21 protein-coding genes are annotated in these 16,625 nt (G+C 64.2%); 14 read left to right on the forward strand and 7 right to left on the reverse strand.

Features of this window, described 5'->3' with window-relative positions:
• From HGB39_RS36785 to HGB39_RS36810, 6 genes are all read left to right on the forward strand, one after another.
• Positions 1-579 (forward strand): TraM recognition domain-containing protein (locus HGB39_RS36785; protein WP_168443002.1); only part of this gene is annotated, 579 nt, incomplete at its 5' end.
• 62 nt (positions 580-641) lie between these two features.
• Complete coding sequence (locus HGB39_RS36790) at positions 642-1,166, forward strand: hypothetical protein (RefSeq protein ID WP_064080802.1); 525 nt, start codon at positions 642-644, stop codon at positions 1,164-1,166.
• 484 nt (positions 1,167-1,650) lie between these two features.
• Entirely contained in the window at positions 1,651-2,187 is a 537-nt protein-coding gene (locus HGB39_RS36795; RefSeq protein ID WP_155756092.1) for a hypothetical protein, read from the forward strand.
• A 43-nt stretch (positions 2,188-2,230) separates the two neighbouring features.
• Complete coding sequence (locus HGB39_RS36800) at positions 2,231-2,743, forward strand: hypothetical protein (RefSeq protein WP_247607611.1); 513 nt, start codon at positions 2,231-2,233, stop codon at positions 2,741-2,743.
• Positions 2,744-2,963: 220 nt separating this feature from the next.
• Positions 2,964-3,737, forward strand: a complete 774-nt coding sequence (locus HGB39_RS36805) for a ParA family protein (RefSeq protein ID WP_162276257.1) — start codon at positions 2,964-2,966, stop codon at positions 3,735-3,737.
• Positions 3,734-4,009 carry a hypothetical protein gene (locus HGB39_RS36810; RefSeq protein WP_064080790.1) on the forward strand — a complete coding sequence of 92 codons (276 nt, stop codon included), beginning with the start codon at positions 3,734-3,736 and terminating at the stop codon, positions 4,007-4,009. Before HGB39_RS36805 ends, HGB39_RS36810 begins: the two co-directional genes overlap by 4 nt.
• Positions 4,010-4,237: 228 nt before the next feature.
• Here HGB39_RS36810 and HGB39_RS36815 read toward each other — a convergent pair whose 3' ends face one another.
• The 3 genes from HGB39_RS36815 to HGB39_RS36825 form a co-directional block, all read right to left on the reverse strand.
• Complete coding sequence (locus HGB39_RS36815) at positions 4,238-4,780, reverse strand: DUF6262 family protein (protein ID WP_248949969.1); 543 nt, start codon at positions 4,778-4,780, stop codon at positions 4,238-4,240.
• On the reverse strand, positions 4,777-5,820 hold the full coding sequence (locus HGB39_RS36820) for a tyrosine-type recombinase/integrase (RefSeq protein WP_155756089.1): 1,044 nt from the start codon (positions 5,818-5,820) through the stop codon (positions 4,777-4,779). Before HGB39_RS36820 ends, HGB39_RS36815 begins: the two co-directional genes overlap by 4 nt.
• Positions 5,821-6,420: 600 nt before the next feature.
• A complete protein-coding gene (locus HGB39_RS36825) occupies positions 6,421-7,593 on the reverse strand; it encodes a tyrosine-type recombinase/integrase (RefSeq protein ID WP_064080791.1) in 1,173 nt (390 codons plus the stop codon).
• Between the two features lie 279 nt (positions 7,594-7,872).
• Here HGB39_RS36825 and HGB39_RS36830 point away from each other — a divergent pair, with 279 nt between their 5' ends.
• The 5 genes from HGB39_RS36830 to HGB39_RS36850 all read left to right on the forward strand — a co-directional run bounded on the left by HGB39_RS36830 (position 7,873) and on the right by HGB39_RS36850 (position 9,455).
• Complete coding sequence (locus HGB39_RS36830; protein WP_064080792.1) at positions 7,873-8,445, forward strand: recombinase family protein; 573 nt, start codon at positions 7,873-7,875, stop codon at positions 8,443-8,445.
• Entirely contained in the window at positions 8,442-8,621 is a 180-nt protein-coding gene (locus HGB39_RS36835; protein WP_064080793.1) for a hypothetical protein, read from the forward strand. The genes HGB39_RS36830 and HGB39_RS36835 overlap by 4 nt, the downstream gene beginning before the upstream one ends.
• Positions 8,618-8,896, forward strand: coding sequence for a hypothetical protein (locus tag HGB39_RS36840; protein ID WP_064080794.1), 279 nt, complete (start codon positions 8,618-8,620; stop codon positions 8,894-8,896). The genes HGB39_RS36835 and HGB39_RS36840 overlap by 4 nt, the downstream gene beginning before the upstream one ends.
• 4 nt (positions 8,897-8,900) lie before the next feature.
• Positions 8,901-9,179, forward strand: coding sequence for a hypothetical protein (locus tag HGB39_RS36845; RefSeq protein ID WP_064080795.1), 279 nt, complete (start codon positions 8,901-8,903; stop codon positions 9,177-9,179).
• A 99-nt stretch (positions 9,180-9,278) separates the two neighbouring features.
• Positions 9,279-9,455, forward strand: a complete 177-nt coding sequence (locus HGB39_RS36850) for a hypothetical protein (RefSeq protein ID WP_155756090.1) — start codon at positions 9,279-9,281, stop codon at positions 9,453-9,455.
• Positions 9,456-10,690: 1,235 nt separating this feature from the next.
• Here HGB39_RS36850 and HGB39_RS36855 read toward each other — a convergent pair.
• The 4 genes from HGB39_RS36855 to HGB39_RS36870 all read right to left on the reverse strand — a co-directional run bounded on the left by HGB39_RS36855 (position 10,691) and on the right by HGB39_RS36870 (position 12,996).
• The gene (locus tag HGB39_RS36855) at positions 10,691-10,942 is read right to left on the reverse strand and encodes a sigma-70 region 4 domain-containing protein (RefSeq protein ID WP_168443004.1); all 252 of its coding nucleotides are present in this window, start codon (positions 10,940-10,942) and stop codon (positions 10,691-10,693) included.
• A 26-nt stretch (positions 10,943-10,968) separates the two neighbouring features.
• Positions 10,969-11,877 carry a replication initiation protein gene (locus HGB39_RS36860; protein ID WP_064080796.1) on the reverse strand — a complete coding sequence of 303 codons (909 nt, stop codon included), beginning with the start codon at positions 11,875-11,877 and terminating at the stop codon, positions 10,969-10,971.
• A gap of 551 nt (positions 11,878-12,428) precedes the next feature.
• Positions 12,429-12,614 (reverse strand): hypothetical protein, encoded by a 186-nt coding sequence (locus HGB39_RS36865; RefSeq protein ID WP_064080797.1) that lies wholly within the window; start codon positions 12,612-12,614, stop codon positions 12,429-12,431.
• 73 nt (positions 12,615-12,687) lie between these two features.
• Positions 12,688-12,996 (reverse strand): hypothetical protein, encoded by a 309-nt coding sequence (locus HGB39_RS36870; RefSeq protein ID WP_155756091.1) that lies wholly within the window; start codon positions 12,994-12,996, stop codon positions 12,688-12,690.
• Between the two features lie 525 nt (positions 12,997-13,521).
• Between HGB39_RS36870 and HGB39_RS36875 the strand changes: the two genes are divergently transcribed.
• The 3 genes from HGB39_RS36875 to HGB39_RS36885 form a co-directional block, all read left to right on the forward strand.
• Positions 13,522-14,199: a hypothetical protein gene (locus tag HGB39_RS36875; RefSeq protein WP_064080799.1), complete on the forward strand. Its 678-nt coding sequence runs from the start codon at positions 13,522-13,524 to the stop codon at positions 14,197-14,199.
• A complete protein-coding gene (locus HGB39_RS36880) occupies positions 14,196-15,260 on the forward strand; it encodes a relaxase/mobilization nuclease domain-containing protein (protein WP_376744853.1) in 1,065 nt (354 codons plus the stop codon). Before HGB39_RS36875 ends, HGB39_RS36880 begins: the two co-directional genes overlap by 4 nt.
• A partial coding sequence (locus tag HGB39_RS36885) for a type IV secretory system conjugative DNA transfer family protein (protein WP_168443003.1) occupies positions 15,257-16,625 on the forward strand: 1,369 nt, incomplete at its 3' end. The genes HGB39_RS36880 and HGB39_RS36885, both read left to right, overlap by 4 nt.

Genomic DNA, 16,625 nt, shown 5'->3' on the forward strand with positions numbered 1-16,625 from the left:
CAAGGAGTGGAACCGAAGCGACCTCACGTCACCTTCGTTCTCGATGAGGCGAACAACACCGCGCCGATCCCTCTGCCAGCGATCATCAGCGAGGCCGGCGGGCAGTCGCTTCACGTGATCGTCGGTATCCAGGACCTATCGCGGGCACGGTCGCGATGGGGCAAGGATGCCGACGGGTTCCTGACCTTGTTTCCGACGAAGGTCGTGCTCAACGGGGTGGTCGAGCCGTACACGCTCGATGCGCTCAGCAACGCATCCGGCGAATACGACCGCATGATGGCCAGCTACAGCGAGTCCACCACCTTCCTCGGCCCGTACAACTTCCCTCTCCGTCAACGGAACCCGAACTATTCGATGACCAGGCAGAAGGTCCTGCACCAGGGCGACATTGCAAAGCTTCCGCCTGGCCGCGCGCTGCTCTTTGAAGGCGCGGAGTGGTGGCTGGTCAACCTGGGAATGCATCACTCCGACCCTGTATGGCAGGTGGTCCAGGAGGACGCCGCCCACTACGGAGCGCAGATGATGTCGATCGATGATCCGCAGGGGCAAACACCCGCATCAAGCCAGGTCGAAGCCTGACCCAATCTTCCCGTCCGCCAAGGCCGGGGATCCACAGAAGAAACAATGAGAGGCAACGAAATATGCGCTCTATCGCCACCTGGAAGCCCGCTTCCATCATTGCCAGCATCGCGGCCGCGGCCGGGATCGTTGTGGGCGCCACCGGAGTCTGGCTCCTGCCCGACTCCAAGGCCCACTCGGATCCGATTGCAGTGCAAGAGAAGACAGCCATATCGGATCCACGAACATGGGTGATTCCTGTAGCGCTGATGCCGGTCGGGGTCGATTCGGTCGATCCCGGCGACAGCTACGCCACCGCCGGTTTCTACGGGGACCGGTGCCGGAATCTACTGGCGCAGGACGGAGGTGGGGACCGGGTACTGAGTGAACAGGAACTCCGCGTCGACCTCGACGCAGCGCTGTCGGCCGCAGAGTTCGGCGCACTGGTTCCAGTGCTCACATGGACTGAAGGGGTACAGCCGGTGTGCTCGATCATGAATGCTGGCGACGTGCGGAGTACGTATGTGCGCCTTGTGCGGGATCCCGAGCTTGTGGTCGAGGCGTTCAACAAGCTATGGCCCGAGAACAGTCGTGTGTCCACGCGCTAGTACCGCGAGGTGGGGACCGGGCGACGGGTACTCGCCCGGTCCCCACCGGAGCATTCTTCTCTTGCCTTTGAGTGCGCTGACCTGCGCCCCTCCCCATCCGGCCGCGGAATTCTCAATCACCCCCCCCGGTGCGTCGTTCGCGAGAGTCAGGCAGGCTCGTAGCGAAGAAAGAATGCGGTAGAGCTGGGCTTGATAACTCACGAATTGAGTACATTTGACTGCAACTAGAACGGGCACCACAGATTCAGGGATTCTCTCTGTCAATGATGTGGCTCGTGAATCGGATATTCCCCGTGCATACGCCATCGACGATTCGACTAAGCAGTATGCGTACGAACTGATCGAAGGTTGCGCACACCGGGCGGCAATCCTTCTGGAAGAGCTCGGCTGGATACCCTCGTCGAAAGTGCGGCCGAGTAACGGTCGTCTGACTATGGTCCCAGCGCTTGTTCGCTCCTCTCACTGGCCAGCAGACTTCTACATCGTGCGGGAAGTACTGCGGGATCGAAACCTCGCGGAGGACTGGTGCAAGGCACCCGGCCGGCAGCAAGACGAGGTAGTAGGAGTCCTCCGCGACTTCTCCATCACCGAACCCGACGTGGAACGTCTTCTCGGCCCGACGTGGCTGTCGATGATGATGGCTTACGTGCTGCGGGATGCACTGAGCGAAGCTGAGCAGGATCGGATGGACTCGCTCAGAAGCGACGACTGGGAACCTGTATGCACCCGGGCGCGTGAGCTCCTCAAAACGACCGGCCGCCGCCACAGCTTGTCTGACCTTCGAGGCGATGCTCAGTCGACCTGGTGCGCAGCGCGAGGAGCTGCGTGGGCTGTGGGGATCAGAGACCTCTTGGACCCGTCGGACTACGAGGTGCTCATTACGCCCTGGAAGACCGTTATCGGCCCACTGATCCTCAACCCCGACACACCTGTGGACATCCCTGACAAAGCCAAGGAACTAAGGCTCCGGGCCGTACGGCGGGGAATCCACGAACGAGGAGCCATGGAAATTCTGTTCTAAAGGCCGAGCCACTACTGCAAATCGCGAGAGAGGAAAGACATTGATGGATGAAGCGTCCCGGGCGAACTGGATCACCACAGAGGACCTATACGACCAGGGATACACGGCAGAGGGAGCCGAGCAGCTGTTCGGCGAGCCGACCGTGAGCCCTGACGGAACTCTTGGCTGGGATGTGGACTGGATCAACCGCGTAGAGGAAAGGGCACTTATTCCTGTCCTGCCCTTTCTCATCGAACGTCTGCGCGGGCACCATGAAGTGGGAGAGCCCGCCGGTGATCTGGTCAGGCTCTATGAGGACCTCAACCGTAGAGCGGGACTTCAGGATTGGCCTGATCCACTACATCACCATGAGATTTCCGAACAAGAACTTGCGGCGAAGGTCGGCGCGGATGATCGCGACATGCTGTCGAAACTCTATGGGCCGTATTCTCGTAAAACCGTCGAGCAGGGAAGCGATGGGAAAGACGTCACCGTGCGCTGGTGGTCACGCGGCCGCGTAGATGCCTATGACAAAGGGCTCGTCAAACTGGCGTTGACCGGGGGCGTCCCGGATTAGAAGCAGTCCGAGCTGGCTGAAATCCCGCCCGAACGTTAGTAATTGCACGTCAAGGCGCAAATCTAACATTCAAGAATGTTAGATTTGCGCCTTGATTCGCATCACCCGCTTCCTCTTCCTCCGGACGCGTTGATCGGTAGAGATGTCGGGCATCAATAGACCTCGAAACGCCCAGTAAGGTCCCACAATCTAACAATTTAGAATGTTAGGTTCCAGCCTTATGACGACTACAGCAGTGGTGAATCAGAAGGGCGGATCAGGCAAGACGACGACCGTTCTCGGCCTCGCATCAGCTGCCAGCGTGCGCGGCATCGACACTCTGGTGATCGACCTCGATCCCCAGTGCAACGCGTCCGAGGCGCTGGGTATCGACTACCCCACAGACGGGCAGACAGCCGCAGACTTGCTCGCGGGCGAGTTCCCAGGGGGCGCGGCTGAGGTGGTCCAGGCGTCGAAGTGGGATCACGTGAGCATAATTCCGGGTGACCTGGACCTTTCCGATATCGACGCGGTAGCCGGCCTCGGGGTCGAGCAGCGTCTACGGGTGGCGCTCGACAGCGAGGAACTGCGGCAGCAGTTCCCACTGATCCTGATCGACTGCCCGCCGAGCATCGGCAAGTTGGTGTCGAACGCCCTCATTGCCGCCGACAGTGCTCTTGTGGCCACCGAGCCATCGTTCATGGCCAGCCGGGGCGTGTCGAAGATTCTGCAGGCAATCGAGACGATCCAGCGGTACTACAACCCGAGTTTGACCGTGGCCGGTGTCCTCATAGGGCGCGTGCCCGCACAGGCCCGTGAAGCTGCCCATCGCAGCGCTGAGATCCGCGAGGCGCTGGGTGATCTCGTTCTGCCCGAGGTGGTCCCGCAGAGGGCAGCGGTCGCGGAAGCCGTCGGAGACCGAAGGCCCATTCACGAGGTCCGGCCGCTCGTGTCGGAGGTGACGAGCGCGTTCGACGCAGCGTTGGACCGCGTACTGGGAGGAGCGCGGCCGTGACCACGACCAAGAAGCCATCAGCGTTCGGCGTTGCCCGCGCCGCCGCGCCGGACAAGGACGCGGCGCATTCGAAGCCGCACCCGTTCACGCCGCAGCTCGCCCGTCAGGTCGCCGCCGCGCCGCCGAAATTGTCCAAGGACGCGGCGGTGACAGCGTTCGCGACCCGGCTACCCCCCGACATGCAGCGCATGGTCAAGACCGCATGCGCCCAACGAGGAATCAGAATTCAAGATGCGGTGTACGAGGCGCTGTGGCAATGGCTCAACGACTAAACATGCTGTCAGAGTTAGCTTTATAACTTGTTAGAAAGTTAACTTTACCGACTCGCTTTCTTCGCATCGGATCTGGCGGATTGCCCCGATGAGACCACCCGGTCTTGTCTCATTGCCAAGGTTCTCTCGGGGTCCGACGCGACTGTGGACCGGGAGCACGCCTCGTTTGTGCATGTCAAGCGTCGTCGGGCGAGACTCTAGCGTGGGCCACAGGTGTGGGTCTAGTGGTTACGCCCCGTCGGGGTGTGGCCGGTTGAGTCGGGTCATCAGCTCGCGGTTGGTGGCCCGTGTCGCGTCGAGTTCGTCGTCGCGTTCTGCGAGTTGACGGCGTTGTTCTGCAGTGTGTTGTTCGAGCTCGGTGACGCGGCGTTGGAGCCGGTCGATGTCGTCGGGAGGACAGAGGCCGGACTCTCGCCACGCCTGCTCGCCGAGGTGCTCGGACAGGCGTTGGCGGAGTTGGGTGTTTTCGCGAGACAGACGGGTGATGCGGTCGTGGGCGTTGGCCAGGTCGGCGATGAGCGACGGTCGGCTGGCACTCGGACCGCCGGTGCTGGCGGTGGCTGGTTCGGCGGCTTTGACGAGCACCGCGGCGTGCAGGTCGCGGTGGCGGTAGAGGAAGCTGCGGTCCACCCGGGCGCGGCGGGCGATCGCGGAGACGGTGATCTCGTCACCCGAATGGGCAGCCTGCTCGAGCGCGGTGAGGACGCGTTGTCGGCATCTGGTGCTGTGGGCCTGCCGGGCGGCGGCGATGGCGTTGGTGTTGGCGTTCACGGTCTCTCCAGTGGCTTGCCGAGATCGGGCTGGCGGTTGATGCTGGGCATGCCCAGGCCGGTCACCTGGCGGGTGCGCCGCACCGCTGAGATGGCCGTGGCGATGTCGGCTTGCTCGACGGGGGTGAGCTGTTCGAGATGTTCTTCGACTCGGTGCACGAGGTCTTTAACTCGGCGGATTTCCACCTCGGAGGGCAAAGCTTCTGTCTTGGCCCAGTTTTCGAGATCGGTGGCGGCCAGCACGCGTTCGCGGTCACGGAGTAGGTCATGCAGGTATGCCTTCACCTCGGGCAGATGGGAGGGATCGGTGTGGAAGTGGTCGCAGCCGACGCAACGGAACCGGAATGGGCAGGCGCCACCCCCAGCTTGGACGTTCGAGGGTTCGCGGCAGGTGCCGTAGGGTACCGAGACTTGGCCGAGCGCGTGCCGAGCGTGCTCGTCGTCGAGCAAAGCCTGGGCGTCGCGCCAGATGTGGTTGCCGTAACGGTCGAACCGGTGGTTGGCCAGCCGGTCGACGGCGGCTCGGCGGCGTTTCTCGCCGACCTGGTAGTAGGCCTGCGTCGAGCTCAACAGCTCGTGGCCCATCAGCTCGGCGAGCACATCGAGCGCGACGCCGGCGTCGGCGTGCCGTTGCGCGTAGGTGTGCCGATAGGAGTAGGGCGTGATCGTGGTCAGGTCGTAGCTGCTGCCGTCGGAGCGCCGGATGGGGGTCGGCAACGCCTCGAGCCAGTCGCGGTGGGTTCGGCCGATCTGGTGTCGGGCCATCGCACGTCGGCCGTTCTGGTCTGATGCGGGCAGCAGAACCAGCTCCGTCGGGTTACCGTCGGGAAATCGTTCCCGGGTTGCATGCTGTTGGGCGCTGATCAACTTGGCGGTCGTCTCGGTGATCGGCAGCCGTCGGCGGGGTCTGTTGTTCTTGAGATCGTCGTAGACCAGCACGTAGTTGTCGTCGTGGTCGTGGCCCAGGCAGTCCCAGGGCAAGTTCAGGATCTCGCTGGGTCGGCGGCCGGTGTCGATGAGCAGCTCGATCGCAACGGCCAACACCTTGGAGGTGCGCGTGCGCAGCAGCGGCAGGGCATCGCAAGAGCTGGGCGAGGATCTCGGGCGGCAACGCCCGGTGTGAGGCTTGCCGGTCCGGGCGCCGGGGAATGTCCTCGCGGCGGAGCCCGAAGTCGTCGGGCAGCCCGCCGAGTGGGTCGCCGGCCCGGGTCAGGCCGAGTAGTCGCATCTGGCGTAGCGCGTGATGAACCTTCCGGCAGCTCAGGGATCGGGACAAGGCGCTGATCTCGTCGCAGTGCTCCAGGTAGGCGAGTCGCTGCAAGAACATCTCGATGTCGTGGCGGCCGAGCGCGCCGATGATCAGGCCGTGGTCGCTGCGATGGATGCGTAGGCTCTCCGAGAGCCCGGCCAAGGCCGCGACGTGAGCTCTCAGCACTGTGGTGACTCCGTCGCCTCGACGGCGTATCAGGTCTTGTATCGCCCACCGCTTCGTACCTTCACGCAGCCAGGATTGGCTGATCGCGGTGAAGTCCAACCGTCCGTGGTGGCCAAATACGGACATCGCCCAGATGTCCTTGGCCTGTTCGGCTTCCAGCTCGTCCTCGTGTGTCGAGGCGGCCAGCGCACCAGCCGGCGCCGCGCTCACCTGGTCACGTCCTCGGTGTCGCCGCGGCTGACAGCCCGGCCTACCCGCTCGACCGCGGCCCGCAACCGCTCCGGTGCGGGGTGGACATACACCTGGCTCGAGCTGATCGAGGCATGCCCGAGGAGCTCTTGGACCTCGTCGATGCTCCCGCCGGCATCGAGGACGTTGCTGGCGAACCCATGCCGCAGCGCATGGGGGTGCACCGCCCGATCCAGACCCGCGCGGCGGGAGGCCGCCGCCAGCAGTGCATTGACCGCACCGGGAGTCATCGGCGCGCCGATTGGCGCACGGAACAGGTTCACGAACACGAAGTCGCTCTCCCACGCCGTGGCCTTCGTGGCCCGCTCGGCGACATACTGGTCGTGGGCCTGCACCACAAGGGAATCCACCGGCACGATCCGCGAGTGCCGCGACTTCGCCCACGCGCCGTTGGTGTTCTGACGCCGCACCACGTGCAGGTGCGATCCGGGGAAGCTGCAGCCCAAAGCCGATGAGTCGAGCAGGAAGTGGACGTCCTCGCGCCGCAGTCCAACCACCTCGCCGCGACGCAGACCTGCCCGCGCGAGCAGTAGCACCAGCAGCCGGTCACGCGCCGATAGACACGCCCGCAACAGCAGGAGGACGTCCTCATCGCTGGCCCGGCCGGGCCGTTGCCTGACAATCGGAACCCGGTGCCGGGCCCTCATCCGCAGCCTCCAGGCGCCGTCCTCGCCGCGCGCCTCCGCCGGCAGGTCCTGGCTATCGGCAAGCTCGTACAGTTGACCAAGCACCCCTCTCGGAGTGTGGCCGTGATCCACCGCGAAGGCCAGGAACCCCCGCACCCCCGCGAGCACGCAGTTGATCCGCCTCGGTCCACGCACCATGATGGTGCCCGCCTCGCCGGCCGTTGCCCCTTCTGGCTGAGACGGGGAGTGGCGAAGCCACAGCACGAACGACGGCATCTTCCCCGCCGCGGCCCGCCAGTCCTGCCCCGTGGCCGCGCACCACGACAGATACAACGCCACTGCGCCCGCATACGACTTGGTCGTGGACTCGGCCCCATCACGCCCGAACCTCACATACCGCAGATATGCATCCGCCACCGACATGACCAGCAGGTCCTCGTCGATCACCGTCCAGTACCGCGTGCCAGAGGGCATCTGCACCGGAAAAGCTCGCATCGTCGTCATCTCCCTTGTCAATCATGGCCGCCACAACGACGACCACCTGACCGACACGCGGAGAGAACCCGTTGTCCACCAAGCAAGTGATCAGCTAGTGCCACAGTGCGCGACAAGTGATCGGACCCAGAGGGAATCAAAGCTTTGAGACGGTCGCCGGTGAGACACTTCGGCGCCGAGACGGCGCGCGTTGCCCCTGGTCGACTCGTCTCGAAAGTCCGTCTCATTGAAATTGGCGGCGCGGCGTGTCTCATTGCGAAGGGTGCCGACTTATGAGACGGTAACGGCATGAGCGAAATCATCGGCTACGCCCGCGTATCGACCTCGCGCCAGAACCTCGACCGCCAGCTCGACGCACTCGCCGGCATGAGCGCCACCCGCGTATTCACCGACAAGGTGACCGGCCGCACCATGGCCCGCCCCGGCTGGGAGGACTGCCGTTCTCACCTGCGCCGCGGTGACACCCTGGCCGTCGAGAACCTCGACCGCCTCGGCCGATCCACCCTCGAGGTGATCGCCACCGTCAAGGAGCTCGCCGACGACGGCATCGTCGTGCACGCGAAACAGCAAGGCATCCTCGACCCATCCACGGCCACCGGCCGCCTCATGATCACCATGTTCTCGATGCTCGCCGAGTTCGAGGTCGACCTCAAAGCAGAGCGGGCCGCCGCCGCTCGTGAGGCCGCAGCGGCCCGGGGCAAGCACACCGGCCGCCCCAAGAAGCTCGACACGTCCGACGCCGCGCGCGCCCGTGAGCTGCGCGCACAGGGCCTCTCGGCCGCCGAGGTGGGCAGGTCCCTCGGCGTCTCCCGGGCCACCGTCTACCGCTACCTCGCCGACGATGCGCAGGTGACGGCGTGAACGCTTACCGGTCCGCGTACGAGCTCGACGTCGCACAGTCCCGCACCATCGGCGCACGTAACCCGTACCTGCCCGCCGAGCTCTACACCCGCGAGATGCTGCTCGCCCAGTGCTGGAACGCGGGCCGCGTCCACGACATGCCCGCCAGTTTCAAGACCGAGGGAGTGATCGCATGACCGATCTGAACGCACCGGCCGACCTGAACGAGCAGGTTGGGAACGCCCGCGACGACCTGCTCGCCCTGATGCGTCGAGTTCGGGAGTTGACCGAGCAGTACGGCGACCTCGACCCCGAGCAGGTTGACGTCGACGAGCTCGGACCGGCGATGAACGGTGCCGTCGCGGTCACCGAGACCATCGACCGACTCTTTGACACGACACGGGCGCTGAACACGGCATATGACGTTCTCGACGGGGCCTTCGGGCTCGGCTCACGGCTGCGGGGCAGGTGATCGAGTGAGCGACTGGACGGTCTACGGCCCAGGTGGGCCGCCGTATCGCTGGCTCAACCACCGCGACCCGCTCGATTGGGTGGCCGACCCCGAGACCACCGCGGTGCTCACCGCCCCGGACTTCGGGTTTCCGCTGGTCCCGGCCGGTCCGTGGCAGCAGGGCACCCCCGACGAGGTCACGTTGTACCTGGCAGCCCTGGCCGTGATCCCCGGTGCCCGGTACGTCGGCGACGTACCCGGCCTGCCCGCTCGTCTGCGGGCCACCCCTGGCGTCGTGCACTAGCTCGACACCCCCCATAGACCTGCGCAAACGCAGCAGACGGGCGGGCCGGTGCTTGCGACACCAACCCGCCCTGACCACCGAGAGAAAGGCACTCACTCAGTGACCACCCCCATCCTGCCCCCGCTGCACGTGACCGAACTGTCCCGGTTGCAGGCCAACACCCTCGATGTCGTCGGCCAGAACCTCGGCCGATCCCTGCTCGACCCCGACGGATACGTCACCGACGACAGCATCGCCGTCGACCTGCGGTTTATCGGCCTGGTCGCCGCCATGTAGCCCGGACTCGTGAACGCCCCCGCCCTGTTACCCCGGGTCGGGGGCGTTCGTGCGTCTTGGGCGGGGGCGCAGAGTCATCTCCTGACCCCTACAGAGCACTCCAGTCCATCCCTGCTCTGTCTTTTGGAAGTTTCTAAAATGACGTACCGTCACCTCTGTCGGTCACCACTGACGCCTCTGGCGTCAATTCTGACCAGGTTGGAACACCAGAAAGCCGGGCCTCCCTCGCAATGGAAAACCCGGCCTCTGGCTACATCGAGTGATTGATGACCAGTTCGATGAGGACTGCAAGGGCCCTAGCGACTGAACAGGCGGCGGCAACCACCTGAACCCAGTTGATGGGGCTCTTCCTCGTCTTACGACGTCTCTCGACCACTTTCATACCTCCCTCCCTCGTCGAGACGGCTCCGGGGCGGAGCTGTCCGTATGGGGGAGCCGCGATCTCGCTCGGTACGGGAGGTGCAGAACTGCCGGTAGTTCCTCCTACGGAAGGACCACCAGCAGCGAGACGAACGGTATGCCCTCGAGGACGAACTTGAAAGCGGAACGGTGACCGACACGAGTCGGAAATCGCACTGACCTGCAGTGACTGTTAGTTATCCACATTTTGTGTGCAGTCGCGGTGCGGTTGAGTACGGCGTGTTTTCACGGCGTGTTTCCGCTCGCGCGCGTGACGCCGACTGTCTCCGTACCGCGGACGGACGGTTTGTCGCGGGGCCAATGCGCCGGCCTCTAGCCGCAACGGACCCGCAACCGTTGCCGCAACTGATACGGTTTTCGCAGCTCACGGGTGCGCAACCCGCCCGCAACGGGGCCGTTGGTAGAGCAAGTGACTCTTAATCACTGGGTCCGTTCGGGGCTCAGTGATCGGAAGTAGTTCCGAACAGGGCGCGCACTTTCGCCGCCGGTCCCATGTGCTTGTTGTAGGGGTGAGAACCGAATACGCCTGAAAGGGGCCCGGCTGGTTGCACCGTTTCGGTGGCAAGGCAGCGCGCAGCGGTGCCGCGGCAGCCCATGTCGGACGCCCAGCTGCACCTGAACGACGCGACAGCGGTACTCGCGGACGTCATTGTGTGACCGGGCAGTCCCAGCAGTTAAATGAAGGTTTCTAACTTTCTACAAAGCTAACCGGCGACTGTGTGCGCGGCGAGAATTGATGCCCACGCGGTCGCCGGTAGGTCGTTCGGTTGGAAGCGCGTGGACAACCTAGGGAACGATGTGCTGCCGCGCCATCGCTACGCGCTGGCTTGCCTCTGATCACTCGTGCCCGACTTCCGCGCATGGTGTAGCAGCGTGCCCACCGTGCCGACAGAACAGCCCATTTCCTCGGCTATCTCGCGGTACTTCAGGCCCTGCTCCCGCAACTCGACCGCGCGTTGACGTCGTTCTTGTGCTCGAGCTTCGAAATCCGCGCGAGGCTCAGCAACGAGCCGTTGGATTGTTCGAGGTGAGACACCGAGTCGCTGTGCGCCCTCGCGTGCCGTCATTTTGCGTCGTGCTGGTGTTTCAGCGCTCACAGCAGTACCTCCAACGCTTCGGCCCGATCGACCTTGGTTCGCCGTAGGCGGTTCGCCTCACGCTTGGCCGGTGTCATCACTTTGCCACTCGCAAGGCCACCTTTGCGGCCGCGGTGGGCTTGGAGCGCTCGGTATTGCTCTTCGGAGAAGTTGCGCCAAATCCAACGGGCGATGGATTGAGCTGTGGCGCGGACCTCGATGAACGGGAGCGGTTCAGGGAATTCGGTGTTGATCGCGTGGCAGCGTTGCAGCACGAGCCTTTCCCAGTCGCGGCCGGTGCCGTCGCGGTGGCGCCACCACTGCGGATAGGCCCATTTGCGGGCGGTGTCGAACATGGTGACGTTGCGGCCGAGGCCTGCGGCACGGTCGGGCCGGCGGGGCATCTGCCGAGGTGTGTGGATGGTGGCCAGGTCGCGGAGTTCGTACGGCTGTGCTGGCCCGTAGCGCGTTTCCCAGTCGGGGTGAATGGGGTTCTTGGTGAGTTGTCCCCCGTACGAGAAATCTCCGTCGACAGACGTTCTCAGCCCTGCTTCGATGCGTTGAGCGAATCGGAGCGGTTGCAGTCGAGCCGAATCGGTGCGGCAGACAGGGGCGGCGAGCCACCAGCCGAGGTGTGCACGTCCCGCATGCGGTCCCCTGATGGTTTGTGCGACCCAGGAGGGAGCAGGGTGGTCGCTGGGCTGCTCGAACGCGCGAATAGCGGCGTCTGGGTGGTCGCAGTCGATGACGATGGATCCCAGGAGTGCATGCGGTGAGTGTTCGACGTAGCGCATCGCCAGGGCGTCGTCGCGACTCATGCGGTACTGGCCCCGGTCGAGATGGTTCGTCGCGTACGGCCGATGCGGCAGCAGCACGTCCGCCGCCCATCGATCGTCAGTGAGTAGTTCCGCCCCCGAAGATTCCATGTGGCACACCCTGCACCACAAGATCAATTATTTAGGTACGACACACCGAAGCCATATCAGGTATCCCGATCTTTTCGATGCCCCGGCACCCTCGCCTCTCTTATTGAAGTACGACACACCGAAGCCATATAACCGCCAATCTGGCTCTCTGACGTCCACGGTCCTCTTGATCCCTTCTGACATTGATGCCTGCCTGGAGATGATCCGCGCCGCCTCGGGCAATGGTTTTCCCCTCTCGGATCAACAACAAGCACTGAGAGGTGTGTGTCCGAAACGATGGGAGACCCGATGAATGAGCGCGAGCCGAACGAGCCGGAGAATCGCCGCCGCACTTGGAGGGAACGGCTTCGAGCTTTGTGGGAGGGGACAGGGTCGGTGGTCGCGATCGCCACGCAGCTGGCCTATGTCGGTGCGCAGGTCGTGCACGTCGTGGAGACATTCCGAGGGCACTAACTGCCGCCGACCCGGGTTGGATCTCCCGGCTGGATAGTTGGCAAGCCAGCGCGTAGCGGTGGCGCGGCAGCACTACTCTCAACGGGGTGTGGAGGTAGTCAGCGTTCGCGCATTGCCTCGAACGCTTCCGCTGCATCGTTGAGGGCGAGTTGGACGTCTGAGAGACCATCGACGACGTCCGTGCGGTCGATCTCGTCCGCAGCTTCCGCCACCCTCTGGACCCGACGGGACAAGAGGGTCAGTTCCTCCCGGATCTCGCGGAGTTGCTGGTCGAGGTCCGTCATTTGGCGAGTCTTCTGTTCAGGCTGGCGAGAATCTTGACGTCGGCAGTGTTCCGGGGATTCTGTTGCATTCGACTCATGCCTCGGTGGGCTTGCGAGTTTGACGACCTCGGCCGGTCGACTTGGCTGCCCTTCTGGCGCGCTTTGGCTTGATTGGTTCGATGCCGATGCTGGCGAGTTCTTTCGCCGTCCAGGAGCTGTCGAGCGCAGAGCTGTACTCGTCTTTGTACTTGGCTTCCAACGTGGCGACAGTGGCGCGTGCCGAAGTCAGTTCTGCCAGCGTTGCGGCAACCTTCTTGCCGGTTTCGATGCGGCGTTGCACTTGATTGTTGGCAAGCGCTTCGATGTCGGCTTCGGTGGGCGTTGTTGGCGGGTTATCGGTCATGGTTCGGAGTGTAGGCGCGAGCCGTGAATGCGACCGCTGTCGCGGCCGGTGTGCGGTTGCCGTGTCGGTGTGCACCGCGCGCCTGACGGCACGCGAGCGCACACCACCCCGTCAACCACACGCGCTTGCGCGCGGCGTGCGCCTGGCGGCGCAGTGTCACGCAAGCGTGACACGCGGGGCCGGCCACCGTCCGAGCGCGCTGGGCGCACTCGAGCCGGAGGCAGTCCCCGCGCTGCGACCCGCCACCCGCGAAAGGCGTGCGAGGCGGCGAAGTCTTGCAGCAGCGAGATATGCCCACCGCTACGCTCATGGGCAACTCGCCCCGAATTCGCTACGCTCAGTTCGGGGGTTCCGACGCCGCTCCGCCGCCGTCGGTGGCGCGTTCGTGCCTGCGACGGTGCCTGGCGGCACCAGGTCGCAAGGCCCGAAAGCGCGCGAGGTGCATCGTCCGAGTGCAGCTATACGCTGCACCGCGACGGATGCACAGAACGGGACGGAGAGTGATCGAACGTGAGAGGACGGGTAGTGGCAGTTCGGTTGGAGGTGGACGAGCACATGGCGTGGACGCGTGCGCTCGACGCTTCGCCGTGGAGCTCGCTCGCGCACTGGTGCCGTGAGGTTGTGAACGACTCGCTAGACCGTCCCTCCGTCGTTGCGTCGAGTAGCGCTGAACTGTCCGATGTTGCGCGCAACGAGGTCGAGAAGTTCACGGCACTGTGTGGCGCTCTGAACGAACGTGCGAAAGGCAGCAACAGGCTCGGTCGTGTCGTTGCGGATTCGCTTCAGACTGCACGCGCTGTTGCGGATGAATCAGAACGCTTGTTGCCGTCGGTGGAGACGCATTTTCCGACGCAGCCCGACACGAAGGCGTTGCGGGAGAAGTTGGTCAATGTGCGACTCAGTGATGACGAGTTTGCGCGTTGGAATGACGCCGCAAGGCGCAGCGGTTTTGCGCGAGTCTCGTCATGGACTCGGCACACCGTTGCGGCACTCTTGGGGTATCCGTTGCCGCGTCCGGCTCTGACGGTTCCGGAAGGTCTAGATGAGGTTCGACGGCAACTTGCGGGAGCGATCACAAACGTTGCGCAGTTGTCCGACCTGGCGGAGCAATACGACGCCGCGTTGCACGACGAGATTGCGGACGTGCACGCCCGCGTTGCGGACCTGTTGCGCCGCTATCACGCGCTTGGCAGGCGCTCATGATTCCGCGCATCAGCAAGGGGACTTCCGCCTATGGAGCGCTTGCCTACGATCACGGTCCTGGGCGACGTGATGAGCACACGAACGCGCACAAGGTTGCGGGAAATGTACCGGGCCGGACATGGCGCGAACGTGCACGAGTGATCGACAGTCATACGAAGACCGTTCGAGGCGACATCAGCAAGCCATTGCATCGCACTTCGTTGCGCGTTGCGGAGAACGATCGAGCACTGACTGATCACGAGTGGAAGCAAGTTGCGAACGAGTACATCGAACGGATGGGGCTCACCGGGTGCCCGTGGGAAGCGACTCGGCATGCCGATGACCACATCCACATCACTGTCAGCCGAGTGCAGTGGGACGGGAAGGTTGCCAAGGTCGGTCACGACTACGCCAGGGCGCAGGCAGCGAGCCGTCATATCGAGCGTGCACACGGCCTCCAAGACGCCAGCCTCAAGTACGACCGAAGTCGGCCGCAGGTTTCCAAGGGTGAGCGGGAGAGCGGAGAGCGTCGAAAGGTGACTCCGGAGCGAGAGCAGCTGCGCGAGAAGTTGCGTGCGGCGGAACGTGCAAGTGACGGCACCCGGGAGTCGTACGAGGAGCACCTAGGGGTTCAGGGCGTGCGGTATCGCGCCAACGTTTCCAAGACGACCGGCCGCGTCAGTGGGTACAGCTACGGTCTCGATGATCACGTGGCGAGCCCGAAGGGGGAACGGGGGGCCCCAAAGGAGCCGGTTTGGTTCAAGGGCTCGCAGATCGGCGGGGATTTCAGTTGGAGCAAGACACAGCACCGACTTACCGAGCTGGCCGCTGGGCGAGGCGAGCAGGCCGCGGGCCGCGTCGGAATGACGCGGGAAGAGGCTCGCGCGGAAGCGGCCCGCCGCTCGGCTGAGCGAGCACGGCCGCAGATCCGTGAAGACCTGACCAAGCCAGGTGCCGAGGGCCGGCCGAAACCGGCAGGCCCTCTCACTCGCGAGCAGGCGAAGGCAGAGGCCGCGCGCCGTGCCGCTGAGCGCCGACAGAACACCAGCCGAACAAACGAGCAGGAGGGGCGCGAGAGATGAGTAAATCGTGGGGGCCGCAGGCGACAGGAGGTGTCCTGCCGATCAGACGCGGCGGCGGGCACTGGATCGCGTTTGCTCTGTTCTCGCCGGTGTTTATCGCCCTTCGCATCATCGGAGGGTTCGACACGGTTGTGATAGCGGTGTGCGTGCTCGCAGTGCTGCTCGGGGTGAAAGAGCAACGCAGTGGAGTCGGATTCGCCTGCCACCGCTGGATTTCGGTCGGGGTGGTCACGTTCCTGGCGACGTACCCGATGATCGGTTACGCCGTTGGCTACGCCGTCAGCCGCCTTCTCGCCGGTCGGTCGTTCTCATTACCCCGCCTAGGTGGCCGCCGAGCCCCGATCTCCGAACGAGGGGAAATCTTGGCCGCCGAGTCTCCAGTTGTCGCGCTCGCGACCGTCGCTGAGCGAGCATGGGGAAAGCCCGGCGGGGGACACATTGGGTGGGACGACACCGGGAACTACCTGGCTGCGAACCCACGCGGCGGCATGCTGGTCATCGGCCCCCCTGGCAGCGGGAAGAGCTCGGGCATCATGATTCCCTCGATCCTGATTGCACCCTGGGCCGCGGTCGTGACGTCGATCAAGCTGGAACTGCTCATGGCCACAGCGATGGCCCGCGCGGCTATCGGCCGCGTCTGGCACTTTGATCCGGGCGGTGGCGAAAGCACTCCCCCTGGTGTTCTGCAGGCTCGATGGTCCCCACTGGTATCCATCCGGAGCTGGGACGATGCGCGAATCTCGGCCAACCGCTTGGCCGAGCCCGCAATGAAGGGCGACGACAACCACTTTGTCGAGCGCGCCCGGGACTGGCTCGAAGTGCTGCTTTACGCTGCTGTGCTCGGCAATCACCCCATCGCCACCGTCGCAGACTGGGCGCAGAACCCCGACTCCCAAGAAGTTCAGCAGGAAGTGGAAGGCGAACTGATCTTCGCTTCCAGCAATGGTGACCAGGGCGCGAAGATCGCCGTAGGCCAACTCTCCGGACTCCTCGCGATCCCCGATAAGGAACGCGGTTCGATCAAATCCACCTTGGCACGCCTGGTCCGTATCTACGGGAGCGTCTCTGCCCGTGAGCTTGGCGCGAACCCCAATTTCGACCCGCGCGAGTTCGTTCGAACCGCGGACACTCTGTACATCACGGCAAGCCCCGACCGGCAAAAGGAATACGCCCCGCTGCTGGCTGGACTCCTGGAGGAGATTCGCTACGCAACTTACGAGCGGCACGCCGCCGAGGAACAAGGAGTGGAACCGAAGCGACCTCACGTCACCTTCGTTCTCGATGAGGCGAACAACACCGCGCCGATCCCTCTGCCAGCGATCATCAGCGAGGCCGGCGGGCAGTCGCTTCACGTGATCGTCGGTA

The organism is Rhodococcus opacus (assembly GCF_012396235.1).
Taxonomy (GTDB): domain Bacteria; phylum Actinomycetota; class Actinomycetes; order Mycobacteriales; family Mycobacteriaceae; genus Rhodococcus_F; species Rhodococcus_F opacus.